28 protein-coding genes and 1 pseudogene are annotated in these 24,813 nt (G+C 41.3%); 6 read left to right on the forward strand and 23 right to left on the reverse strand.

What is annotated here, in order from left to right:
* Nucleotide 1: 1 nt before the first annotated feature.
* The 21 genes from KB197_RS08030 to recJ form a co-directional block, all read right to left on the reverse strand.
* On the reverse strand, nt 2-472 hold the full coding sequence (locus KB197_RS08030; RefSeq protein WP_064276328.1) for an HIT family protein: 471 nt from the start codon (nt 470-472) through the stop codon (nt 2-4).
* A 1-nt stretch (nt 473) separates the two neighbouring features.
* The gene (locus KB197_RS08035) at nt 474-1,511 is read right to left on the reverse strand and encodes a M42 family metallopeptidase (RefSeq protein WP_064276327.1); all 1,038 of its coding nucleotides are present in this window, start codon (nt 1,509-1,511) and stop codon (nt 474-476) included.
* A gap of 97 nt (nt 1,512-1,608) precedes the next feature.
* A complete protein-coding gene (gene brnQ / locus KB197_RS08040; RefSeq protein WP_064276326.1) occupies nt 1,609-2,934 on the reverse strand; it encodes a branched-chain amino acid transport system II carrier protein in 1,326 nt (441 codons plus the stop codon).
* Nucleotides 2,935-3,209: 275 nt separating this feature from the next.
* A complete protein-coding gene (locus KB197_RS08045; RefSeq protein WP_064276325.1) occupies nt 3,210-3,497 on the reverse strand; it encodes a rhodanese-like domain-containing protein in 288 nt (95 codons plus the stop codon).
* Nucleotides 3,494-4,084 carry a uracil-DNA glycosylase family protein gene (locus tag KB197_RS08050; protein ID WP_212573926.1) on the reverse strand — a complete coding sequence of 197 codons (591 nt, stop codon included), beginning with the start codon at nt 4,082-4,084 and terminating at the stop codon, nt 3,494-3,496. The genes KB197_RS08045 and KB197_RS08050 overlap by 4 nt, the downstream gene beginning before the upstream one ends.
* 53 nt (nt 4,085-4,137) lie before the next feature.
* Nucleotides 4,138-5,538, reverse strand: a complete 1,401-nt coding sequence (gene pepV / locus KB197_RS08055; protein ID WP_212573927.1) for a dipeptidase PepV — start codon at nt 5,536-5,538, stop codon at nt 4,138-4,140.
* A gap of 13 nt (nt 5,539-5,551) precedes the next feature.
* A complete protein-coding gene (locus tag KB197_RS08060) occupies nt 5,552-6,157 on the reverse strand; it encodes a nitroreductase family protein (protein ID WP_064276322.1) in 606 nt (201 codons plus the stop codon).
* Nucleotides 6,158-6,298: 141 nt separating this feature from the next.
* A complete protein-coding gene (locus KB197_RS08065; RefSeq protein WP_212573928.1) occupies nt 6,299-6,592 on the reverse strand; it encodes a hypothetical protein in 294 nt (97 codons plus the stop codon).
* A complete protein-coding gene (locus KB197_RS08070; protein WP_064276320.1) occupies nt 6,573-6,965 on the reverse strand; it encodes a hypothetical protein in 393 nt (130 codons plus the stop codon). The genes KB197_RS08065 and KB197_RS08070 overlap by 20 nt, the downstream gene beginning before the upstream one ends.
* Entirely contained in the window at nt 6,947-8,149 is a 1,203-nt protein-coding gene (locus KB197_RS08075; RefSeq protein WP_212573929.1) for a triacylglycerol lipase, read from the reverse strand. Before KB197_RS08075 ends, KB197_RS08070 begins: the two co-directional genes overlap by 19 nt.
* Nucleotides 8,150-8,153: 4 nt before the next feature.
* The gene (locus KB197_RS08080; protein ID WP_064276318.1) at nt 8,154-8,561 is read right to left on the reverse strand and encodes a hypothetical protein; all 408 of its coding nucleotides are present in this window, start codon (nt 8,559-8,561) and stop codon (nt 8,154-8,156) included.
* Nucleotides 8,562-8,635: 74 nt separating this feature from the next.
* Nucleotides 8,636-9,019, reverse strand: coding sequence for a hypothetical protein (locus KB197_RS08085; protein ID WP_253170889.1), 384 nt, complete (start codon nt 9,017-9,019; stop codon nt 8,636-8,638).
* Nucleotides 9,019-9,411: a hypothetical protein gene (locus KB197_RS08090; RefSeq protein ID WP_064276317.1), complete on the reverse strand. Its 393-nt coding sequence runs from the start codon at nt 9,409-9,411 to the stop codon at nt 9,019-9,021. The genes KB197_RS08085 and KB197_RS08090 overlap by 1 nt, the downstream gene beginning before the upstream one ends.
* Before the next feature lie 74 nt (nt 9,412-9,485).
* Nucleotides 9,486-9,863 (reverse strand): hypothetical protein, encoded by a 378-nt coding sequence (locus KB197_RS08095; RefSeq protein WP_064276316.1) that lies wholly within the window; start codon nt 9,861-9,863, stop codon nt 9,486-9,488.
* The gene (locus KB197_RS08100) at nt 9,853-10,269 is read right to left on the reverse strand and encodes a hypothetical protein (RefSeq protein ID WP_064276315.1); all 417 of its coding nucleotides are present in this window, start codon (nt 10,267-10,269) and stop codon (nt 9,853-9,855) included. Before KB197_RS08100 ends, KB197_RS08095 begins: the two co-directional genes overlap by 11 nt.
* 203 nt (nt 10,270-10,472) lie before the next feature.
* The gene (locus tag KB197_RS08105) at nt 10,473-10,877 is read right to left on the reverse strand and encodes a hypothetical protein (RefSeq protein ID WP_049551658.1); all 405 of its coding nucleotides are present in this window, start codon (nt 10,875-10,877) and stop codon (nt 10,473-10,475) included.
* Complete coding sequence (gene uvrC, locus KB197_RS08110; RefSeq protein WP_064276314.1) at nt 10,870-12,705, reverse strand: excinuclease ABC subunit UvrC; 1,836 nt, start codon at nt 12,703-12,705, stop codon at nt 10,870-10,872. Before uvrC ends, KB197_RS08105 begins: the two co-directional genes overlap by 8 nt.
* Before the next feature lie 38 nt (nt 12,706-12,743).
* Complete coding sequence (locus KB197_RS08115) at nt 12,744-13,445, reverse strand: M57 family metalloprotease (RefSeq protein ID WP_064276313.1); 702 nt, start codon at nt 13,443-13,445, stop codon at nt 12,744-12,746.
* A gap of 62 nt (nt 13,446-13,507) precedes the next feature.
* Complete coding sequence (locus tag KB197_RS08120; RefSeq protein WP_212573930.1) at nt 13,508-14,287, reverse strand: alpha/beta hydrolase; 780 nt, start codon at nt 14,285-14,287, stop codon at nt 13,508-13,510.
* Nucleotides 14,288-14,353: 66 nt separating this feature from the next.
* Entirely contained in the window at nt 14,354-16,015 is a 1,662-nt protein-coding gene (locus KB197_RS08125; protein WP_212573931.1) for a ribonuclease J, read from the reverse strand.
* A 170-nt stretch (nt 16,016-16,185) separates the two neighbouring features.
* Entirely contained in the window at nt 16,186-18,408 is a 2,223-nt protein-coding gene (recJ, locus tag KB197_RS08130; protein ID WP_070842652.1) for a single-stranded-DNA-specific exonuclease RecJ, read from the reverse strand.
* A 176-nt stretch (nt 18,409-18,584) separates the two neighbouring features.
* Between recJ and KB197_RS08135 the strand changes: the two genes are divergently transcribed.
* The 5 genes from KB197_RS08135 to KB197_RS08155 all read left to right on the forward strand — a co-directional run bounded on the left by KB197_RS08135 (nt 18,585) and on the right by KB197_RS08155 (nt 22,840).
* Nucleotides 18,585-19,343: an amino acid ABC transporter ATP-binding protein gene (locus KB197_RS08135; RefSeq protein WP_077805440.1), complete on the forward strand. Its 759-nt coding sequence runs from the start codon at nt 18,585-18,587 to the stop codon at nt 19,341-19,343.
* 10 nt (nt 19,344-19,353) lie between these two features.
* Nucleotides 19,354-20,148 carry a transporter substrate-binding domain-containing protein gene (locus KB197_RS08140; RefSeq protein WP_212573932.1) on the forward strand — a complete coding sequence of 265 codons (795 nt, stop codon included), beginning with the start codon at nt 19,354-19,356 and terminating at the stop codon, nt 20,146-20,148.
* Nucleotides 20,149-20,160: 12 nt separating this feature from the next.
* Complete coding sequence (locus KB197_RS08145; RefSeq protein WP_212573933.1) at nt 20,161-20,838, forward strand: amino acid ABC transporter permease; 678 nt, start codon at nt 20,161-20,163, stop codon at nt 20,836-20,838.
* A gap of 9 nt (nt 20,839-20,847) precedes the next feature.
* Nucleotides 20,848-21,507 (forward strand): amino acid ABC transporter permease, encoded by a 660-nt coding sequence (locus tag KB197_RS08150; RefSeq protein WP_125410098.1) that lies wholly within the window; start codon nt 20,848-20,850, stop codon nt 21,505-21,507.
* Between the two features lie 142 nt (nt 21,508-21,649).
* The gene (locus tag KB197_RS08155) at nt 21,650-22,840 is read left to right on the forward strand and encodes a ferredoxin reductase family protein (protein ID WP_212573934.1); all 1,191 of its coding nucleotides are present in this window, start codon (nt 21,650-21,652) and stop codon (nt 22,838-22,840) included.
* Nucleotides 22,841-22,949: 109 nt separating this feature from the next.
* Here the strand turns inward: KB197_RS08155 and KB197_RS08160 are convergent, their stop codons facing one another.
* Nucleotides 22,950-23,387 carry an Rrf2 family transcriptional regulator gene (locus tag KB197_RS08160; RefSeq protein ID WP_001166795.1) on the reverse strand — a complete coding sequence of 146 codons (438 nt, stop codon included), beginning with the start codon at nt 23,385-23,387 and terminating at the stop codon, nt 22,950-22,952.
* 75 nt (nt 23,388-23,462) lie between these two features.
* A complete protein-coding gene (locus tag KB197_RS08165) occupies nt 23,463-24,305 on the reverse strand; it encodes a metallophosphoesterase family protein (RefSeq protein WP_212573935.1) in 843 nt (280 codons plus the stop codon).
* 311 nt (nt 24,306-24,616) lie between these two features.
* Between KB197_RS08165 and KB197_RS08170 the strand changes: the two are divergent.
* Nucleotides 24,617-24,797 (forward strand): annotated as a pseudogene (locus tag KB197_RS08170) (hypothetical protein).
* Nucleotides 24,798-24,813: the final 16 nt, after the last annotated feature.

The following is a 24,813-nucleotide window of genomic DNA, read 5'->3' on the forward strand; positions in this document are numbered from 1 at the left end:
TCTACTCCTTTATTTCTAATAGGTTGTCTACTTCTGGCGATAAACGTTTGACTAATTGTTTAATCTCATCAGGTTTTACTTGGCAGGTTTCTGCTGTCATTTCTTCAAAGGGAACCCACCAGACTGGACCACGTCCCTTGAGACCGTGACCATTCATATCACCTCTTCGTCTAGGAAACAGATGCCAATGAAGATGGGCATCACCATTTCCTAGCAGTTCGATATTCATTTTCTCGGCAGTAAAGGCCTTGGCAACTGCCTCTTGGACTAAACTCATTTCCTCTAGAAAACGGATTCTAGTTTCCTTCTCTAAATGATGCAATTCGGTGACGTGTTCCTTGGCTAGAAAGAGACTATAGCCTGCAAAATACTGGTGATCTCCAATCACAAGATAGCCTGTTTCTAGTTCTCTCGCAAAGTAGGGATTTTCCCCAGCTTTAATGAGCTCAATTCTCTGGCAAATCAAACACATATTAGTCTACCAATATGCTCTTAAGATAAGCATCAACCATACGTTCCGTTGCGACCACCGAGTCAATATGAGTGCGCTCATATGAGTGGCTAGACTCGATACCAGCACCGAGAAGGGCGTGTTTGACTTCTGCCCCTGCAGACATAGCTGCTGAAGCGTCCGAACCATAAAATGGATAGATATCCAGCTTAAATGGAATATCTTGCTCTTTAGCCAAGGTCACCAAATGTTGACGGAAGTCATAGTGATAAGGTCCAGAAGCATCCTTGACACAGATAGATACTGTATATTCGTCTGTTTGCTGATCATCCCCCATAGCTCCCATATCCACAGCCAGATATTCTACTACCTGAGCAGGAATATTAGAGTTAGCCCCATGTCCCACTTCTTCAAAGACTGAAAAAGCAAAATGGGTTGTTACTGGCAATTCAATCTTCTCTTCCTTATAAATACGAAGGAGATTGAGCAAGATCGCTGCGCTGACCTTATCATCCAAATGACGAGACTTGATAAAACCTGTCTCTGTCACGACAGTTCGTGGATCAAGGCTGATAAAATCACCGACCTCAATCCCCAAGGCACGAGTTTCTTTTTCATTGGTCACTTTTGCATCCAAACGCACTTCCATATTGTCCTGCGTGCGTTCTGCAGTTCCTGCATCCTTATAGACATGGCAAGAAGTCTGGTGGATGAGGATGGTCCCTGATACTTTTTCACCTGTGCTAGCCACATGAACGGTACAGTTTTCTCCTTCAATCATGTTCCAAGGGAAACCACCGATACGGTCCATTTTGAGACGGCCATCTGATTTGACAGCACGGACAATAGCACCCAGCGTATCCACATGGGCAGTCACATAGCGATGCTCCTCATCATTTTGACCTTTGATGGTCACATTGACACCACCCTTAGCTGTGCGAACCGGCTGGTAACCAAAACCTTCTAGAGTCTTGACTAAATAGTCCGCAATCTCCCGAGTGAAACCCGTTGGCGATGCAATAGCTGTCAGTTCTTTGATATATTCTACTGTTTGATTCATTTCTTCACCTCTTTTGCTACCTATTATAACACATTTATCATCGGATAAAAAAAGAAAATCACTCCTGTAGACTTGGTTACAAAAGTGATTTTAGTGATTATTCCATTTCAAAAACATCGCTTTCTTGCTTGTTTGGTAGAACCAATGAGAGCAAGATTCCGACAATGGCTGGTACCAACCATGGGAGTGATGCTTTAGCAAAAGGAAGAGCGTTGACAAAGTTTGCAAGAAACTCAACCTTAAACGAGCTTCCTAGTACGCTTGCAATGGCAATAGCTGTAACCACAGCAATTGTCAATTGCATACCAGGTTTTGAAAGGGCAACAAATTTGTTGACAATGACAATCATAACGATGGCAATCGTGATTGGGTACAAGATAACCAGTACTGGAATTGAGTACTTGATAATCGCATCAAGACCCAAATTGGCAATGGCAAATCCAATCAAGGTAAAGGCTGTCGCATAAACCTTGTAGCTGATTTGTGGGAAGCGTTCATTAAAGAACTCAGCTGTAGACACAATCAAACCAACAGTCGTTGTGAAGCAGGTTACGGTAACCATAGCTGCAAGGAAGAGTTGGGCTGTTGAGCCAAAGATTTCTTGAGTGGCTTGTGACAAGATGTAAACACCTGGTGTTCCACCCTTCATCGCTTCAGCTGGTACTGGGAAATGATTTCCAAGGAAACCTAAACCGATGTAAAGAGCGCTGAAGGCAAGGGCAACAACGATACCAACCACCCAAATAGTTGAAATGTATTCTTTCTTACTTGAAAATCCAAGTTGTTTCAAGGTTTGAACTGCAATTACGCTAAAGGCAACTGAAGCAAGGGCGTCCAAGGTATTGTAACCTTCTAGGAAACCTGTCCCAAAGGCAGAAGCTTGATAAGCAGCTGAAGCAGCTTGAGGACTTGTTCCACCATATTTGAAAGCTCCTAAAACAACTAAGATAACAATCAAAATCGCAAAGACTGGCGTTAAAATACGGCCGATACGGTCTAAGATTTTTGATGGATTAAGCGAAATTAGATAAGCTGCTGCAAAATACAGAACTGTAAAGACAATCAAACCAAGACCTTTATTTGCATCCGACAAAAGAGGGCTAATCCCTACTTCGTAAGCTGTTGTAGCTGTACGCGGGATAGCAAAGAATGGACCGATTGACAAGTAAAGAACTGAGAGGTAAAGAGTCGCAAACCAAGGCGCTATCTTTGTTGAAATCTCGTAGATATATCCTTTAGGATTTAGAGTTCCAATAATAAGGGTCAAGACGGCGATACCGACGCCTGAAAAGACAAAACCTGCGATGGCAGGAAGAAAATGTTCTCCAGATAGAGCACCCAGAGAAGGCGGAAAAATCAAGTTCCCCGCACCAAAAAATATTCCAAACAGGAGTAAACCTGTTAGGGCACCTTTTTTAGCCATGAAAATCTCCTTCATATTTATAAAATACTGACCTAGTATACCATGATTAGGAGTATGAAAAAAGTATCACGAAGTAAATATTGAATGTTTTCAAGATTCTCAAAAATGAGAATTGTCTAAAAATAAAATCCCCTACCCAGTCCACGCCAAGTAGGAGAAAATTCTAATGTTTATACTCTTCGAAAATCTCTTCAAACCACGTCAGCTTCACCTTGCCGTACTCAAGTACAGCCTGTGGCTAGCTTCCTAGTTTGCTCTTTGATTTTCATTGAATATTAAAGTTCTTCAAAAGCCATCATTCCACCTTGGACATTGATAACCTCATAACCTTGTTCAGCTAGAAATTGACAAGCACGCGCCGATCTCATTCCAGATTTACAAATAACATAATGTAACTGATCCTTGTCTAATTGATTATAGGTATCAGTCAGTTGACTCAGAGGAAGATTCTGAGCACCTTCTAAATGAAGAGCTTCAAACTCATCCACTTCTCTCACGTCCACTAAAGAAAGTTGGTCGTTTTGGTAAAGCTGGTAAAATGCGTCAAAGGAAGTTTCTTTCATTCTTTTTCTCCTAAAATAGTTTTAATTCTTTTTTTCAAATCTGGCACCACTTCTGACTCAAACCAAGGATTTTTGGCCATCCAGATTTGATTTCGCGGCGAGGGGTGAACTAGTGGAAAATAGGTTGGCAAGTAGTTCTGGTAGTGTTTTACCCGTTCTGTCACCTTGCCACTGACTTTCTCCTTTAAATAGTAAGCTTGGGCATATTGCCCAATCAAGAGGGTCAATTGAATATCTGGTAATTCTTGCAAGAGCTGTGGATGCCATTTTTCAGCAAAGCCAGCTCGAGGCGGTAAATCTCCTGACTTTCCTTGCCCTGGAAAGTAGAAATCCATAGGCAGAACAGCAAAATAACCTGAATTGTAAAAGGTATCTTCATCCACACCTAGCCAGTCGCGCAAGCGGTCACCACTCTTATCTTTCCAGTAAAGGCCTGCTTCTTGGGTTTTAAGTCCAGGTGCCTGACCGATGATATTGATGCGAGCAGTCTTTGGCGCTGCAAAGAGAGGCTCAATGCCACGCTCTGTATAGCTGGCATTCTGTGGATCTGACATAATAGCCTGCTTGATTCTTTCAATTTGAGACATCTACTTTCCCTCCAAAAAGAAGTCTAAGCATACCATCTCAGACTTCTATCGTTTTATTTGATCAATTCGTAAATAGCTTCGGCATAGATTGCTGCAGCTCGGAAGAGATCGTCCAAGGCGATAAATTCATTGGCTTGGTGCATGGTGTCAATTGAGTCTGGGAACATGGCACCATAGGCAACACCTCGTTCTAGCAAGCGACCAAAGGTTCCACCACCGATGACTTGCTCGTGACCTTTAAGACCAGTTTGTTTTTCATAAACATTCAACAAGGTTTGCACAAGTGGATCTTCCATTGGCACATAGTGAGGTGTGTGACCGTGTTCAGACAAGCTAACAGAAGCAACTGGCAAGTTTTCAAGGATTGACTTGATTTGTTCTGGACTTGTTCCTTTTGGATAGCGGATGTTAAGGGCAATGGTATTGTCAGCACTTGTTTCATCGAAGCGGAAGACACCGGCATTCATAGAAAGAGCACCCATCTTTTCATCCACATGAGCAATCTTGAGATTTTCACCCTCATGGTCGTTCAAGAGAATTTTACCAGCGATGTCAAGGTAGTCTTTGGCTGGACCAGCGAAGTTAAACTGGCTAAGGAAGAGGGCTAGGTAAGTCGCACCATTGACACCTGAAGCAGGCATAGCACCGTGGGCTGATTTACCAATGATGGTAACCTTGTACTGACCGTTTTCTTCTTGGAGTTCTCCTCTAAGTTTGTGTTCTGCAACAAAGGCATCTAGTTTAGCTTGCAAGTCAGTCAAATCACCTGAAACGACTGCTGTTGCTGATTCTGGTACCATATTTTCACGCAAACCACCTGTAAAGCTGTGAAGACGAGCGGCACCATTGTTTTCTCCTGCAAAGTGGAGGTATTCTGTGATGTTTCCTTTTTCACCATTGATGATTGGGAACTCAGCATCTGGAGAGAAACCGAAGTCTGGTTTTGCAAGTCCTACGTGCTCAAAGTAGTAGTCCATGTCTGCCCAGCCTGATTCTTCGTCCGTTCCAACGATGAAGCGAACTTTTTTAGAAGTTGGAAGGCCCAATTCTTTGATGATTTTCAAACCATAGTAACAAGCTGTTGTAGGTCCCTTGTCATCAGAAGAACCACGCGCATAAAGACGACCATCTTTGATAGTTGGTGTGTAAGGGTCTGTGTCCCAACCGCTACCAGCAGGCACTACGTCCATGTGGGCAAAGATTCCGAGAACTTCTTCTCCTTGACCAAACTCGAAATGTCCTGCGTAGTTATCAACATTCTTAGTTGGGTAGCCATCACGGTCTGCAATTTCAAGGAATTTTTCCAAGGCTTTTACCGGCCCAGGTCCAAATGGATGCTCAGCATCAGCCTTGCTGTCATCACGTTCTGAGTTGATTTCCAAAAGGCTAAACAAGTCAGCCAAGAGGTCTTCTTTGCGTTTTTCTACTTCTGCTGTAAAATCAATTGTTGTCATTTTTTTCTTCTTTCTATCTTTTCTCGATGATTTCATCTACTGGCAAGCGGTAACTTGGTTCCAATTTTTCGTCTGTGTATCCCACTGTAATCAAAAGTTCTGGGCGGAAGCGGTCTTCGATATCCAAAACTTCATTGACTTTTGATTTGTCAAAACCAAGAATCAGATTTGATCCGATTCCTTGGTCTGTAAGAGCCAGAACCAAATTCATAGCAACCAAACCTGCATTGAGGGCTAGGTAGTCGCTGACTTGTTGTTCATTGTAACGGGCAAATTCAGCAGGCAAATTTTTCATAAAGTATTGAAGTTGTTCTTCTGAGAAATTGTTAGCACCACCAACTCGGGCAATCTTACGAGCACGTTTAGCCAAATCTGTGTCTGTAAACAAGGCAATAGTTACAGGCGCTGATAATACCTGCTCAAAGTTGGAACCGTAAGCCAACTTTGCCAGTTCAGCATTTTTCTCACGAACCACTACAAATTTCCATGGCTGGCTGTTGTGGGCACTTGGTGCCAAGGTTGCAATTTCGATAGCCGTACGCACATCTTTTGGATCAACTGGCTTATCAGTGAAATGCTTGGTCGCATGACGTTTTTTATTTAATTCAAGAAATTTCATAATCGATTTCCTTTTCTAATTCTACTGCTTCCATTTTACCATATTTTGAAAGAGCTTGCAGGGATTTTTCATAGGAAAAGTAATAGCAAAAAAACTGCTCTATGCAGTTTGTAGCAATTATTCTAGTTACTCACTATAAAATTAGCAAATGGAATCATACTGAGATAGCTTCTCCGTTGTCACTTCTTCCAACTTTTTCTTTACCTGACCTTTTATAGCCGAATCCATCTGTGATTTTATTTTCCCAATAGCGACTTTTGTCTCCTCCGCACTTTCTCTCACTTTTTCTTTATAATCTGTTTGCAAAGAATTTTTTTTCTTTAGGATTACTGTCGCCATTGTATAGATTCTGTTCCTCTCCATCATACGATACATCTGACGTAAAGCAAATTCATATTCTTCATCTGTATAATATTCATTTAATGGCGCGAGCATATGACCTCCTTAAATCTCCGATTGTCTGTTCTAACTCATCTTGCTTTTTACGATAATCTCTGTTTAACAAATCCTCTTGATACTGCAATTCATCTTCTCTATGCCTACACACAAACTGAGAATCCTCCATCAATTGTTGTAAACTCCTATAAAACTGTTCTCCATCTTGGTAACTATATTGTCCTTTTTGAAGAAAAGCAGTCATCTTACCAGCTTCGTCTTCTACGATTCGGGCAAGGCGGTCTCGACGTTCATAGAGTTCATTGCGTTGATTTGTAAAAGTTGCTTTCTGCTTTAGATATTCATCTTCCAAATCATAATACTCTTTTTCTTTTGCTTTTAACTTTTGGAAGACTAAATCCGACTGTTCCATTTTCTAAATTCTCCTGCCAATTCCTTATCTGTGGCTAGTTTATTCTCAATGACTTGGATAATCTGTTGGTTAAGGGTATCAAATTCTGTGGCTAGTTTTTCAGCTTTTTGGTTCATTTGCTCAAAATCTTGCTCAACTGAACCGACAATCGTATCCCGAGTCACACCCGCAGACGCAAAAGTCGATAGGACTTCATCATAACTCAGGTATCGGAAACTACTAAAGTCAAGCTGATTCCATAGTTCTTGTGCTTTTGACACCACCTCCTCTTGAAGGTGCTTAATATCGTCTGCACCAGCTCGAGCTGCATTAGACATCCCTTCCCCTAGAGCCATTCCCTGCAAGCTATCCAAGTATATCTCTTCCCTACTTGACAAACCATCTGCCGAGAGGTAGCTTTTAATTTTTTGGTAGCGGTACATACCCGCTGTTGCTTCTGCTAGTACCGTTACTTTGAGATTCGTAACTCGCTTTCCGTCCAAATCAACTAGCTGGCCATTCTCATCAAATCGCCACTGGGACAAGTTATGATATTCTAACTTGTCACCCCAGTTATCTTTTGCAGGATAGATATAGGGATAGATGGCTGTTTGAGTCGTATTTCCCGTAATATTGCCAATAACATCATACTTATGACGGTAATTGCGAAATTGTTCTGGATGTTCTTGCATGTGCTTGATTTCTTCTTTCGAAATCAAGTTATGAATATCTGGTCCGTTATACCCAACATTGGCATAACCTCGCTTCAAAGCGACATACATAGCCAGAGACTCTCCAAGCGAATGCCCCGCAGTTGTGATTTTAGCAGAGGGATAAGTTTTTTCGATTTCTTCCGCGAAACTCAAAGCCGTTTGAAATTGAGATTTTCTAAATGTCTTCGTTTTAAAATCCGACAACACCTGTCTATCACCAAATCCTATTGATTGGATATCTGTTTGGATGTCAAGTCGATCATCTTTATTCGTCCCAGCATAAGCAATCACTACATGACTATAATCCACATTCCCATTTTTATCCACAGGAGCAACCGCCATCGCCTGCATACCGTTGGAGGTGTTGTCTATGGGGTTAGAGATTACTTTAAACCGATCGTTTGCAACTAATCGTCCCTCCTGAATAGGATTACTCACCTTACCAGAGTAAACATCGTCTACTATATATCTATAATCTTCTTCTGTAACCATATAGTTATCTCTCCTCTAAGTAGATAATTTTTACTGCTATATCATACCCAGCTTCTTCTTTGTGTTCTCTCTTTATGAATTCTGTTGGTGAATAATTAGAACTTCTTATTTTCCCATTCTCATTTAAAGAATCTATTTTGACAGATATATCATATTGACCATTTACTTTAGCAGTAATCCTCCAACTCCCCGTACTTTCATTTTTTTGAAATTCAACAAACTCCACTCTCTCAATCTTTTGTCCATCAGCTAAATCATAGTTACTTACTAAAAACTTTGCTACCCTATCCTGTTCGATTCTCATTTTCTCTTCCAACGTTTTTTCTTTTGGGTGATTTAAACTAAACATCACGATTCCTCCTATAATACAGATTACTAAAGCAATAATACCCCATTTTTTGTGCCTATTCATTGACACACCTCCTTATATTATTCTATAAAGCAACTTGGTCTGAATTACCTTATAGTATAACATAAATGGCTTTTTTAATTAACATTGACATAATTCAAAGCTGTCACAAACTGAGAATCTACTACTTTCGCAGAATTTAGTCCTGAACGAGACTGTAGTTTATCCCTCCCAAGCCATAAAGACTGTACATCCGTACCAAGATCCTTTATGTCATCTTTATTCGTCCCTGCATAGGCAATCACTACATGACTATAATCCACATTCCCATTTTTATCCACAGGAGCAACTGCCATAGCTTGCATACCGTTAGAGGTGTTGTCTTTTGTACTAAGAACTCGAAAAGTTTGTCCATCTGATTTAAAAATCTTATCGTCTCTCCAAGGTCGTTTTACTTTTCCTGCATCAACATTATAAACTCCATCGACAATATCATTATAATTTTTATCTGTTATTTTCATCACTTGCTCCAATATTTCACTTTAATATTATCTATTGTTTGTTGATTAGTGATTTCATTTTTTTCTTGTAAATTTAATCTTTTATTCCAACTAATTACATAATTGTCAGTTTTATCATTAAATTTAAAGAAAGTAATTTCCATTTCAAGTTCTTTATTTAGAGTTAATAACGCAGTTCTTGAACCTGTTGTAGCATTATTTTCTACATCATTAAATTCTATTTCATTGATTCCCTCATAATGATTAACTAAGTACAACGCCATCCTATCCTGTTCAATTCTCATTTTCTCTTCCAATGTTTTTTCTTTTTGTTGATTCAAACTAAACATCACGATTCCTCCTATAATACAGATTACTAAAGCAATAATACCCCATTTTTTGTGCCTATTCATTGACACACCTCCTTATATTATTCTATAAAGCAACTTGATCTTAATTACCTTATAGTATAACATAAATAGCTTTTTTAATTAACATTGGCATAATTCAAAGCTGTCACAAACTGAGAATCTACTACTTTCGCAGAATTTAGCCCTGAACGAGATTGTAGTTTATCCCTCCCAAGCCCTAAAGACTGTACATCCGTATCAAGATCCTTTATGTCATCTTTATTCGTCCCTGCATAAGCAATCACCACATGACTATAATCCACATTCCCATTTTTATCCACAGGAGCAACCGCCATCGCCTGCATACCATTGGAAGTGTTGTCAACAGGAGGTGTTATAATTTTAAATTTCCCTTGTGCTACTATTGCCCCTTCTTTTAAAGGAACTTTCACTTTAAGAGAATCTACAGCATAAATATCATCAACAATATATCTAAAATCTCTCTCAGTCGTCATCCTTAGTTTCCCCTAGATAGCTAATCTTTATATTATCAATTGTCTTTGTATAAGGAACATCCGTCTCGTCAACAGACATGTCTTCTAAATAATATCCCGATGTCCGTATAACATCACCAAAAGCATCCTCTGATAGGGATATCGTTGCCACTCCATTGATTACAAGTGTTATTCGCCAGGTTCCTGTTGTTTCATTTTTTCTGAATTCTATAAATTCTATAGTTTCAATCGGATTCTGTGTTTTTAATTTTACTCTATTAACTACAAATAGTGCTACCCTATCCTGTTCGATTCTCATTTTCTCTTCCAATGTTTTTTCTTTTTGATGATTCAAACTAAACATCACAATTCCTCCTATTACACAGATTACTAAAGCAATAATACCCCATTTTTTGTGCCTATCCATTAACGCACCTCCTTATATTATTCTATAAAGCAACTTGGTCTGAATTACCTTATAGTATAGGACCAATAGTCGCTCTGGTCTTGTGCATTGAATTCAAGATTAGCATAGTTCACTCGCGATTTCCTTTTCTAATTCTACTGCTTCCGTTCTACCATAATTTGAAAGAGCTTGCAGGGATTTTTCATAGTATCTCTTGGTCCAAATTATTCTTTTTTAAAAACCAAAATATAATTTTTATAAAAACCTAAGGTAGCAACTGATAAAAGTATCACATCAAAAATGATAATTGCAACAGATAGCCCGGACGATAAAGCAATTTTATGGCCTGCTGTATCTGTAATTCGTTCTAAATGAAAATTTTTAAGTACCAAATACAGATAATAGCTGTTCAATAAACTCGATATATAACCAATTAAAATCTGGGATTTCAATTTTGTAAATATCCATAAACCTAACAAAGGAAGGGCTATTATCAACAAGGGAAAACCAAATAAGATAACCGTCAAAAAAAGAAAAATTGGTCCATTCCAAATCCACAGACAATAAAGAAGGCAGAGATAAGAAATTACATATACTGTCCCTAATATTTTATTGCTTATTTTACTCATTTTTTCTCCATTCTATTATTCCTTGTTCAGCAACTTGAGATAATTCCTTTTCTTCCTGCGGGTTCAACTTTCTTTGCACAGCCTCTGCTACTGCTCTTGGTACTCCAACTTCGACAATCTCATCCACACTGGCTTCCTTGATTTTAGTGAGAGACTTGAAATGCTTCATGAGATTTTGCTTGCGTTTAGGTCCTAGACCGTCAATGCCATCCAATTGTGATGAAAAGGAATTTTTGGAGCGCAGTTGGCGATGGAAAGTAATGGCAAATCGGTGGACCTCATCTTGAATGCGTTGGAGGAGGAAAAACTCCTGAGAATTGCGAGACAACTCCACCACCTCAAGCGGATCACCAAAAAGTAATTCATGGGTTTGGTGCTTGTCATTCTTTTGCAGACCTGCAATTGGAATGTCCAAACCCAGCTCTTCTTGGATGACTTGCTTGGCGATATTGACCTGACCTTGTCCCCCATCGATGACAATCAAATCTGGAGGAGTCAAACCGTCACGCTGTACTCGACCATAGCGCCTGCGAATGACTTCTCTCATACTGGCATAGTCGTCTGGCCCGACTACGGTCTTGATTTTATACTTACGGTAATCTTTCTTACTAGGTTTTCCATTGACAAAGACCACCATAGCTGAAACAGGACTTGTCCCCATGATATTAGAGTTATCGAAGGATTCGATACGGACTGGGGTCGGAATTTGAAGCAAGCGTCCCAGATTTTCAATAGCTCCTTGGGTCTTTTCAACAGATTTCTCTAGCAGATTGAACTTCTGCTCCAGACTAACACGGGCATTTTTTATAGCTAGATTGACCAGTTGTTTTTTCTCTCCACGCTGGGGTTTGAGAATCTTGGAATCCACCAAAGCCTTAACGGCTTCTTCATCAATATCCTGCGGAATCAAAACCTCATTGGGAACCAGGTGAGATTTTTCTTGATAGAATTGTCCTACATAGGTCAAGAAGTCCTCATCCGGATCATTGTAATAGGGGAAAAGATTGACATCCCGCTCGATAAGCTTGCCCTGACGGACAAAGAAAACCTGAACACACATCCAGCCCTTATCCACATAGTAACCAAAGACGTCCCGATTTTGCAAATCTTTCGCCATGACCCGTTGCTTGGTCCGAAGTGTTCCAATGGCCTGAATCAGGTCACGGTATTCCGCCGCACGTTCAAATTCCATAGTCTGGGCAGCACTTACCATCTTGCCCTTGAGGTCATCGATGATTTTGTCATCCTGTCCCTTTAGGAAATCAGAAACCTCCTGAGCCATAGACTTGAAATAAGCCTCATCTTTCTTACAGATGGTGTGGGCCATACATTGGCCGATATGGTAATAAAAACAGACCTTAGACGGTGGATTGGTACACTTACGAAATGGAAAAATCCGATCCAACAGTCGCTTGATTTCATTAGCAGCTCCCACATCTGGATAGGGACCAAAGTAGAGTCCTCCGTCCTTCTTGACCTGACGGGTGATAATCAAACGAGGATAGCGCTCATTGGTGATTTTGATGAAGGGATAGGACTTGTCATCCTTGAGCATGATATTGTACTTGGGCTTATTTTCCTTGATGAGGTTAATTTCTAGGAGAAGCGCTTCGATATTGGACTCAGTGACGATAAATTCAAAATCCACAATCTCAGACACCAGAGCTTCCGTCTTAGTATCGTGACTTCCACGAAAATAGGACCGCACGCGATTACGCAGATTTTTAGCCTTTCCTACATAGATAATGGTGCCGTTTTTATCCTTGTGAATATAGCAACCAGGGCTGGTCGGCAAGAGCTCTAGTTTTGATTTAATCAAGTTGTTCATAGTTCCATTATAGCAAAAAAGCAGGGAAAGATAGTCCCCTACTCATTGGTCTCATATATTTTTCGAAGGTTTGCAACATCCTCTTTCTGAATACCGTAAAAAGAACCAGCTGGTTGCATGACAGACTTCTCATCTGTATGGTCCAAGCCGATCGCATGCCCCAACTCATGTTCTGCAGTATGGACAATGCGCTCATAGGAATAACCATAGTCTGGATTGGACAAATAATAATGATTCAGACGCACTGTTACGGATAAGAATTGCCCCGTCAAAAGATTGGTCTGGCTTTCCGCTTCTCCTGCCACAGGAGTGTTTCCGTCGTTCATCTCCGTAGCCAAGATATCTGCCTTGCTGGACTCAGTGACAATTTCAAAGTTAAAAGCACCAGTTTGATTCCAATTCTGGATTGCTTCTACATAAGCTTCTTGAAAGCGTGAATCCATCTGTGGATCCAAGTAAATACGAGCAGAGTCCTGAGGCCACCTTCCTTCAGAGTGTTGGTGGCTATCTGTCTGGTTCAACTTAGGCAGTTGCCCTGTTTTTTCCCATTGGTCAATACTTTGTTGACCAATCTTGACTGACCGCTCTGCTTGCTTTAGCGCTCCTTGAAGATCCCCGTTCAGATACCAGAGAAGTCCGAAAGCAAGCGCACATAAGAGCACAACTATCCAAACCAGGCGCCAAAACAAACGCCAAATAAAAGAAAAGAAAGCACCTATCAAACGAAAAAGCCAGCGCATGTCTCTCCACCTTTCTAGCAAATAAAGTCTATTTTACTAAAACAAGCTGAAAGAAAGCTAAATTATGACAATCTCTCCTCTAATTTGAATTCGATTGGTAGGGTTGTCAAGAACCGTTCCAATTGTTTTTCCCAGTAGTACCATTCGTGAGTTCCAGCACTATGGCTATAGGTCACATCAAAGCCCAGTTTTTTGAGGTTTTTCACTGCCAGATTATTGGCTGCATACAAGAAATCCTGTTCACCACACCAAGCCCAAAGCTTGGTCTTTTTATCCGATTTTTTAGCCAGACTTTCTAGAGAATAGGGACTAGTTGTCCAGTCTTTAATTTCTCCAAACACACCCCTCCAATAAGCTGGTGTTCCCAAATCTTGGCTTTCAGGAGAAAAATCTTGAAAACTAAGGGCACCTGAAAAACTAGCTGCGTGAGAAAAACGATTTGTAGCAAGAGCCAGTTTGAAGCAGCCATAGCCTCCCATGGAGAGACCAGCAATAAAGGTCTTTTCACGCTTACTAGTCATATTAGGGAAGAAGCGTTTCAGAACCTGTGGCAATTCCTCTGCTAGAGCCGTGTAGTAGTCAAAACCATATTGGGTATCGGTATACCAACCGTTGCTGGTATTGGGCATAACAACGATGAGATTGGTTCCTCGAAGTAAGCGTTCTACATTGGTTCGCTTGAGCCAACTATTATGATTGCCAGACATCCCATGCAAAAGGTACAAGACAGGGATATCTGTACACTCTGGTTCTTCCACTCGATTGGCATCAGGGTAGAGAACATTCACTCCCCACTCCATATCCAAAACTTGTGAGTAATACTCGATTTTCATTACTGCCATAATTTTTCCTCTATTTTTCTATAAGAAAAAGCCGAAACTCGACTTTCTCTCTGTTTATTTCAACGATTATTTCGCTTCCATGACTACTGGTAAAATAGCTGGACGACGTTTGGTTTGGTCAAAGAGATACTTGGTCAGATTATCACGAACCTTCCCTTTAAGATCTGCCCAATCAAAGTCATCTCCTTGAAGATAATCTTCTACCGTTTGGTTAATCAATTCTGAACTTTCACGGAGAATATCGCGACTCTTCTTGAGATAAACAAACCCGCGCGTATGAACACGAGCCTTGGCCACGATTTTCTTCTCACGACGATTAACTGTAATTGCTACGATGAAAATACCGTCCTCTGACAAGACCTTGCGGTCACGAAGGACTACATTACCAACATCACCAATGGCATTTCCGTCAATCAAGACATCGCCTGCCGAAACTGCGCCAGCTGGGACAAAGTCTCCATTCTCATAAGCCATACTGGTTCCCTTTTTAGGGATGAAAATACATTCTGGCAACATCCCAACTGCCATAGCAGCCTTAGCATGGGCATCCAACTCGCGGTATTCCCCTTGAATCGGGAAGAGATACTTAGGTTGCAAAAGGTTGATCATCAATTGAAGATCACGCGCATTTCCATGACCTGATACACGCAAGCTTTGAGTGATCAGTTTGACAACACCGCCAGCTTGGTAAATCATGTTTTCCACACGCGCCATGACTGCTTCCTTGGCGATAGACGGAGTCGTTACGATATAGACTAAGTCACCGTCCTTGATTTCCACATAACGGTGGCGACCAATCGACATCTTGCGAAGACCATTGATTGGCTCACCCATACGACCTGTCTCAAGGATAATCAACTCATGGTCTTCAAAGCGAGACATATCTTTTGGCTTAATCAAAAGACTCTCGTTAGCTAGAGACAATTTCTTAAGGCGAATAGCAGTACGGACGATATTTTCAATATCGAATCCTGTCAAGACCACACGACGACCTGTTGCATCCGCAGCGTCAAACACCTGCTGGATACGAGAGAGGTTGCTGGCTACTGCTGCGACGATAATACGTCCCTCCCAGTCCGCAATGGTTTGGGTGATTTCATCCCCAACTTCACTTTCACTAGCCACTTGGATATTGCTATCCGCATTGGCTGAATCACTGAGAAGAGCTAGAACTCCGTCACGACCAATTTCTGCCAAACGAGCAAAGTCTGTGGCATAGGATTCACTAGCCGTCTGGTCAAATTTAAAATCTCCTGTATAGACGATGCTTCCCTCAGAAGTTTTAAGGACAATCCCTAAACTTTCTGGAATAGAGTGAGTCGTACGGAAGAATGAAACAATGGTTGCACCAAAATCAATCTCTGTATCTTCATCAATAACGTGGAAATCATTGAATTTCTTAACCGTATCATTCCCTTTGACAAAGAGTTTGGCCAACTCAATGGTCAATTCAGAGCCAAATACAGGTACCTTGGCTTCAGCTAAGAGATAAGGCAGAGCACCAATGGCATCCGCATGGCCGTGGGTCAAGAAGACTCCTGCGATACGATCGCTATTTTCAAAAAGGTAGTCCATATTTGGAATCACTACGTCCACCCCTAGTTGTTCATTTTCAGGGTATTTCAGACCTGCATCCAATACGAAAATAGACCCATCGATTTCAGCGATATACATATTTTTCCCATTTTCACGTACACCACCAAGTGTTGTTAAACTGATATTACTCATTTTTCCTCCGAAAGCTTAGTTTATCTTGATTATAGGGTTGCTTACCCTCTTATTCTAAAAGCACTACTTTTAGCCGAATCTTTTCCTACCATTATACCATTTTTTTAATGATTTTCAAAATGAAGATTTGTTTTCAAAAAAGAGCTGGTTTCCCAACTCTTTCCTATGATCTACTCTTTTTCCATTAAAAAGTCATAAATTTCTTGCACAGTTCCTAGTGCCATCATTTCTTGGTCTTTGACGGTTTGTTTGAGATTTTGGTAAATTTGACTTTCTCCTATCTCCCGCTTTGGAGCCTCTTTATTGACTGTCATCACACCATCTTTGATTGTCACAAAGCCCAACTCTTCAAATACTTGAATCATCTTGACCAGCAAGATTTGTTGAATATTGAGATAAGCAGCTAAATCTTTCAACTTATAGCGAATATCAAACTCTGGAAACTGGTAAATGGTCTTGTACAATTTGGCAAACTGCTCTCTAGTACCATAACCTGTCAGATAGTAGGCCTTATCAATGTCATTTTTGAAATAGACAGCAGAGAAATTCTGTTCCTGAAAAATGGTCTTCAGCTGAGTAATATCCTCAGGAACTGTTTTTACGATAACAGCTTCACTATCCGCCAGATTTGGCAGTTCTCCAGCAAAATCCAAGACTGGAACCCCTTCTGGCAAGACTGCATTCTTCCCACGGATGTTAAAAAGTTGAACACCCTCCACACGCGCATCCACCATCATCAACTGGAGGGCAGTTTGGCCATTCCATTGGTTGACAGACAATTTGACTGCCAACTCTAGATTCTTAGTTTGAGCAAATTCTGTCGCCCATCTGCCTTGGCCAAAGGCTACCACTTCAAAACTCGTCTCCCCCTTGGAAATTTTCAGCTTGAGATGGGCATTGCCTGCCCCCATAGTACGGGCACTTTCGACCTGAAAATCCTTGATATAAAAGACAGGTTTCTGATTGTCCATGCCAAAAGGTGCCAAACGTTCAAAACTTTTGACCGTTTCCAAGCTAAGTGTCTCCAAATCCAGTTCTTCATCTAGATTTAACTTGTTCTTGCCAGCAGCATCTGCTCCTTTTTCACGGACATAATCTTCCAAAACCTGAGATAAATCTGAGAGTTTCTCCACTTCTAGCGTCATTCCTGCCGCACCAGCATGGCCACCAAAGGCGATGAAGAGGTCTCGATGAGGATCCAGGGCTTCAAAAATATCGACCGCTTCCACACTACGAGCACTGCCCTTGGCACGACCGTCTTCTATATTGAGAACGATGACTGTCTGCCCTAGTTCTTCCAACAAACGACCAGCCACAATTCCTAGAACCCCAGGATTCCAACCTTCCTTAGCCAAGACTTGGACCTTCTTCTCAGGGTCCACCATGGTCTTAGCTTCTTCATAAATAGACTGGACGATTTCCTTGCGCTCTTCGTTTTTCTGATGAATCATGAGGGCAATCTCATGCGCTTCCTCATCATCAAAGCCAGTCAGCAAATCAATGGCAGGATTAGGATCATCCAAGCGGCCCAAGGCATTCAAACGAGGGGCAATCTGGAAACCAACCGTTTCTTCTGTTACTTCGTTGACAGCAATCCCAGCCATGTCCAGCATTCCTTGCAGACCAATGCGCTGAGTATGGCCCAACATTTCCAGACCATACTGAACCAAGATACGGTTCTCATCCGTCAAACTCACCATATCTGCAATGGTACCAATAGCGACCAAATCAAGCAATTCCACTTGCACTTCTTCTAACAGGGCACAAGCCAACTTGAAAGCCACTCCGCAACCAGCCAAATATTTGAAAGGATAGTCCGCATCAGGATGTTCAGGATGGACAATAGCATAGGCATCTGGTAAGGTTTCAGGCATAGAATGGTGGTCAGTCACAATGACATCTACTCCCATAGACTGGGCCAGTTCAATGGCCTCGTGACCCGCAACCCCATTATCCACCGTCACAATCAAGGAAATTCCTTCTTGCTCGATAAAATATTTATAAACACTGGCATTAGGTCCATAACCGTCGGTAAAACGATTGGGAAGATAAACCCGGCACTCGGCACCAAGCTGTTCCAAACTTTCCTTAACAATCGAAGCCGAAGTCATACCATCCGCATCATAATCACCGTAAACGAGGATATTTTCCCCTTCTTCAATGGCCTGACGAATCCGTTCTACTGCCTTGTCCATATCATGGAGCAGATAAGGGTCGTGCAAGTCCTCCAAGGAAGGTTCTAAAAACTTCTTCAGACTTTCTTGGTTCTGAATCCCTCTTTCAAATAATAACCGAGCCACCTCAGGACCCAGTCCAGCCTTCTTGGCTATCTTTGTAAAATCCGCATCTTCTACCTGCGGGGCAAACTGCCATTCATAAGTAGGTGTTATCAAAAAGACATCCACTCTTTCTAAGAATTCTATTGCTTCATTATAACATGATTTAGGCTTTTTCTCTATCCTGATTGCTTTCTACAAAAATTTTACTAATTTTTTTCTGATATGATTTGACAAGAAAAATTTTTTGGTGTAGAATCATGTTATAAAATCTAACACAAAGGAGATTCCTTATGGCTTTAGTAGAATTTGAACACGTCGAAAAATATTACGGAGACTACCACGCACTCCGCGACATCAATCTCCGTTTTGAAAAGGGGCAAGTCGTTGTACTCCTAGGCCCTTCTGGTTCTGGGAAGTCCACTCTTATCCGCACCATCAATGGTTTAGAGGCTGTAGACAAAGGAAGTCTTCTAGTAAATGGTCACCAAGTTGCTGGTGCCAGTCAAAAAGATTTGGTGCCTCTTCGTAAGGAAGTCGGCATGGTTTTCCAACATTTTAACCTCTATCCTCACAAAACAGTGTTAGAAAACGTAACACTAGCACCCATAAAAGTTCTAGGAATTGATAAAAAAGAAGCTGAAAAAACAGCCAAAAAATATCTGGAATTTGTAAATATGTGGGACAAGAAAGATTCTTATCCAGCCATGCTTTCTGGTGGACAAAAACAACGGATTGCCATCGCACGTGGACTCGCTATGCATCCTGAGCTCCTCCTATTTGATGAGCCAACATCTGCCCTCGACCCAGAAACCATTGGAGACGTTCTAGCAGTTATGCAAAAATTGGCCCACGATGGTATGAATATGATTGTCGTTACCCATGAAATGGGCTTTGCACGTGAAGTTGCTGACCGCATCATCTTTATGGCTGACGGAGAAGTTTTGGTGGATACGACAGATGTTGATGACTTTTTCGACAATCCAAGCGAACCTCGTGCCCAACAATTTCTCAGCAAAATCATCAACCACGAAAGTGACAAAGTCAAATAAGGAGGCTCCTATGAAAAAGAAATTCTTTTTATCAGCAATATTGATTAGCCTTTTCGGCCTTGCTGCTGCAAAACCAGTTCAGGCTGATACCACTGTCGCAGACATTCAAAAGAGAGGCGAGCTGGTTGTTGGTGTGAAACAAGACGTTCCCAATTTTGGCTACAAGGATCCCAAGACAGGGACCTATTCTGGTATCGAAACCGACTTGGCCAAGATGGTAGCTGATGAGCTCAAGGTCAAAATTCGCTATGCGCCGGTTACAGCACAAACTCGCGGTCCCCTTCTAGACAATGAACAGGTCGATATGGATATAGCGACCTTTACCATCACAGACGAACGAAAAAAACTCTACAACTTCACCAGCCCTTACTACACCGACGCTTCTGGCTTTTTGGTCAATAAGTCTGCCAAAATCAAAAGCATTGAGGACCTAAACGGTAAAACCATCGGCGTTGCCCAAGGTTCCATTACTCAACGCCTGATTACCGAACTGGGTAAAAAGAAAGGCTTGACCTTTAAATTCGTCGAACTTGGTTCCTACCCAGAATTGATTACTTCCCTTCACGCTCATCGAATTGATGCTTTTTCCGTTGACCGCTCGATTCTGTCTGGCTACATCAGCAAACGCACAGTACTACTAGATGATAGTTTCAAGCCATCTGACTACGGTATCGTTACCAAGAAATCAAATACAGAGCTCAACAACTATCTTGATAACTTGGTCACCAAATGGAGTAAGGATGGCAGTTTACAAAAACTCTATGACCGTTACAAGCTCAAACCATCTAGCCATACTGCAGAATAAGGAGGATACCCCATGACAGATTTATCATCTTGGACAGCCTATTTTCAGGATTTTGGACAATTTTTCAATGGTTTCCTCTTCACCCTTGCCCTAGCGATTGGATCCTTTATCCTAGCCATGGTTTTGGGTATCTTCTTCGGAGCTATGTCGACCAGTAAACGTCCAATTTTGAGAATTTTGGCTCGTATCTTTGTCGAATTTTACCAAAACACTCCCCTCTTGGTGCAGTTTGTCATCGTTTTTTACGGCCTACCTCTTATCAGTGACCACACCATCATGATTCCAATTTATTGGACGGCTGTACTCTGCGTGGGACTCTATCACGGTGCTTATATCGCTGAGGTTATCCGTTCAGGGATTCGGTCTATTCCTAGCGGTCAGATGGAGGCCGCCTTGTCGCAAGGTTTCACCTATATCAGTGCTATGCGCTTGATTATCTTGCCTCAGGCCTTCCGTATCATTCTCCCTCCATTGACCAACCAAATCGTCAACCTCATCAAGAATACCTCTACAGTCGCTATCATCTCTGGAGTCGACTTGATGTTTGTGACCAAGTCTTGGTCAGCTCTTAACGGAAACTACATTCCAGCCTTTCTAGGCGCTGCCCTGCTCTACTTTTCTCTATGCTTCCCTGTTGCCCAGTTTGGTCGCAAGATGGAGCAAGCCAACAAAAAAGCCTATTCACTTTAGGAGGTTACTATGGAATCCATTTTAGAAGTTTTGACCCCAGATAACCTAGTCTTTATCTTTAAAGGATTTGGCTTGACACTCTACATTTCTCTGATTGCCATCGTCCTCTCTACCCTTATCGGTACGGTGCTAGCTGTCATGAGAAATGGGAAAAATCCTATCTTGCGCATCATTTCCAGCATTTACATCGAATTTGTACGTAACGTTCCTAACCTCCTCTGGATTTTTACTATCTTTTTGGTTTTCAAGATGAAGTCCACTCCAGCAGGAATCACTGCCTTTACTCTCTTTACCTCAGCAGCCCTAGCTGAGATTATCCGAGGTGGCCTCAATGCCGTAGACAAGGGACAATACGAAGCAGGAATGTCACAAGGCTTCACTTCAGCCCAAATCCTCTACTACATCATTCTCCCACAAGCGATCCGTAAAATGCTGCCAGCCATCATTTCTCAGTTTGTAACCGTGATTAAGGATACCAGTCTTCTCTACTCTGTTATCGCCCTACAAGAACTCTTTGGAGCCAGCCAAATTCTCATGGGCCGTTATTTCGAACCAGAGCAAGTGTTTAGTCTTTATATCCTGATTGCCCTCATCTACTTCAGCTTCAACCTAGCAATTTCGAGCCTATCTCATATGCTAGCAAAACGTTGGCAACAAGCTGCAGAATAAACAGCAACTCTCCAGTTAAATTGGAGAGTTTTTTTATGATAGTAGATATTTATAAACCTCAATTTGACACCATACTTTTTCTATGATAAAATGTAACAAATTTATTTACAACAAATCAAATCTAAATGAAATGGAATTTTCTATGAAATCAATCAAAGGACTACTCTTTATCATAGCTAGTTTTATCTTGACTCTTTTTGCTTGGATGAACACTTCTCCCCAATTCATGATTCCAGGACTAGCTTTAACAAGCCTATCTCTAACTTTTATCCTAGCCACTCGTCTCCCCCTACTAGAAAGCTGGTTTCACGGTTTGGAGAAGGTCTATACTGTCCACAAATTCACAGCCTTTCTCTCAGTCATCCTACTAATCTTTCATAACTTTAGTATGGGCGGTTTGTGGGGCTCTCGTTTAGCTGCTCAGTTTGGAAATCTTGCCATCTATATCTTTATCAGTATCATCCTTGTCGCCTATTTAGGCAAATACATCCAATACGAAGCTTGGAGATGGATTCACCGTCTGGTTTATCTAGCCTACATTTTCGGACTCTTTCACGTCTACATGATGATGGGCAATCGTCTTCTCACATTTAATCTTCTAAGTTTTCTTGTTGGTAGCTATGCTCTTTTAGGCTTGCTAGCTGGTTTTTATATCATTTTTCTATATCAAAAGATTTCCTTCCCCTATCTAGGGAAAATTACCAATCTCAAACGCTTAAATCACGATACTAGAGAAATTCAAATCCATCTTAGCAGACCTTTCAACTATCAATCAGGACAATTTGCCTTCCTAAAGATTTTCCAAGAAGGCTTTGAAAGTGCTCCGCATCCCTTTTCTATCTCAGGCGGTCATGGTCAAACTCTTTACTTTACTGTTAAAAATTCAGGTGACCATACCAAGAATATCTATGACAATCTTCAAGTCGGCAGCAAAGTAAGCGTAGACAGAGCTTATGGACACATGATCATCAACCAAGGACGAAAAAATCAGATTTGGATTGCTGGAGGCATTGGGATCACCCCCTTTATCTCTTACATCCGTGAACATCCTATTTTGGATAAACAGGTTCACTTCTACTATAGCTTCCGTGGAGATGAAAATGCAGTCTACCTAGATTTGCTCCGTGACTATGCTCAGAAAAATCCTAATTTTGAACTCCATCTAGTAGACAGTAGGAAAGACGGCTATCTTAATTTTGAACAAAAAGAAGTACCCAAACATGCAAGCGTCTATATGTGTGGTCCTCTTTCTATGATGAAGTCACTCGCTAAACAGATGAAAAAACAAAATCCAAAAGCAGAGCTTATTTACGAAGGATTCAAGTTCAAATAACCACTCATACTCTCCTAGAATTTCCCAGGAGTTTTTTCTACGCAATCTCAAAAAACACTGCCAGATTTCTAGCAGTGTTTTGAGTTTCATTTGCAGGCATCTATCCCTCTTAATCCTTCATCTGACTCTCTGCGTCGGCCACGACTTGCTCTAAACTGGTCTGACCAAGTTCAGCCTCCATAGCCAGCTGGATTCTCTCCAATTTTTGATCCAAAACATCATGAATATGAGCTCCAACTGGACAATTTGGATTCGGATTATCATGGAAACTGAAGAGTTGACCAGTCTTACCAAGACACTCAACCGCTTGATAAACATCTAATAGACTAATGTCTTTGAGATCCTTAACAATCTCTGTTCCCCCTGTTCCGCGCGCTACTGAAATCAGCTCTGCCTTCTTTAACTGGGACAAGGTCTTTCTGATAATGACAGGATTGACCCCGACACTAGCAGCCAGAAAATCACTGGTCACCTTGCTTTCCTTCCCCTTGAGGGCAATGATTATCAGCATATGAGTTGCAATGGTAAATCTACTTGGAATTTGCATCCTCTTCTCCTTTTTACGAGGCTACCCTGCCTCTACTCTTCTTTTTCTATTATTATACCCTTTTTAGTTGTAATGTCAATCGTTACCACTTTTCAACCAGGCATCTAATTCCCTATCGTAGCCCTCTTTCTGGGCCAATTCTCTCAAAAATTCCTGATTGTGAGTATGGTGGATACCATTGACCAGACTTTCATAGTAAACCTCAAAATAGGGAAGTTTGAGGTCTTTAGCCAACTGCAATTCAGCTGCCACATCGTAGTCTACCCGTCGGAAGTCCATATCTACCAAGCCCTTATCATCAAACTCTAAAATCATATACTGGGCCCGTAAGTCCTTCCGTAACTGGGCATCTAGAAAGAAAGGCTGCCCAATCGAACCTGGATTGACAATCAATTGACCACCAGTCCCGTAACGAAGCAACTGCTGATGAATATGACCATATACAGCGATATCACAAGGTGGATTGGTCACCAAGCGGTCAAAATCCTCTTGCGCTCCAGTATGAATCAACTCTCTCCCCCAGTTCTTATCAGGAAGATGGTGGCTAATTCCTACCGTCAAATCCCCAAACTGACGATGAATCTGTAGAGGTTGATTGTGGAGCATTTCGATTTCTTCTAGGGAAATTTCCTCTAAAACATACTGGCACTGGCGCAAGAGATAGCGTTGACTAGGACGAGTACTATCCAATTCCTTGCGGACACCATGCCAAAGACTATCTTCCCAGTTTCCCAAAACTCTAGCCGTAATCGGTAGTTGAGCCAACAAGTCCAAAATCCTTCTACGCCCTGTTCCTGGCATGAGAATATCTCCCAAAAGCCAGTATTCATCCACTCCTAGCTGCCGAGTATCTTTCAAAACAGCCTCCAAGGCTGTAGTATTTCCATGAATATCTGAAAGAAGAGCTATTTTTGTCATTCTTTCTCCTCATTTCCTCTTATATATCTTTTTAATATTATAACAAAAAATACTGTATAAGAGTGACCTTTAACCCACTCTTACTAAATCCAGAACACTACTTTTATCAAGGTAAAGACTTATCAAAAAGATGATTTCACATTACTCCTAACAAAGCATAGCAAGCACTTTTTCAATGAAGAAAATTCAAAAAAATCTACAAATATCTTGAAAAATCTCACAATCATGCTATAATAATCCATAGAGACAAGTCACTTAGTTCCTTTCTACTAGAGAGTGCGTGGTTGCTGGAAACGCATAGGAAGCCTAAACTGATACTACTCTTGAGTTTTTATGAAAACATAAAACGGTGGCCACGTTAGAGCCAATCAGAGGTGTCCCTCTTTTTTGAGGAACATAAATGAAGGTGGAACCACGTTGCGACGTCCTTTCGAGGATGTCGCTTTTTGTTTTTCTAGCTTTCACAATCCTCTGTCCCTGTTTTTAGAATAGGGTTAACACATTCGTC

Source organism: Streptococcus sp. 11-4097, from assembly GCF_018215285.2.
Lineage (GTDB): Bacteria > Bacillota > Bacilli > Lactobacillales > Streptococcaceae > Streptococcus.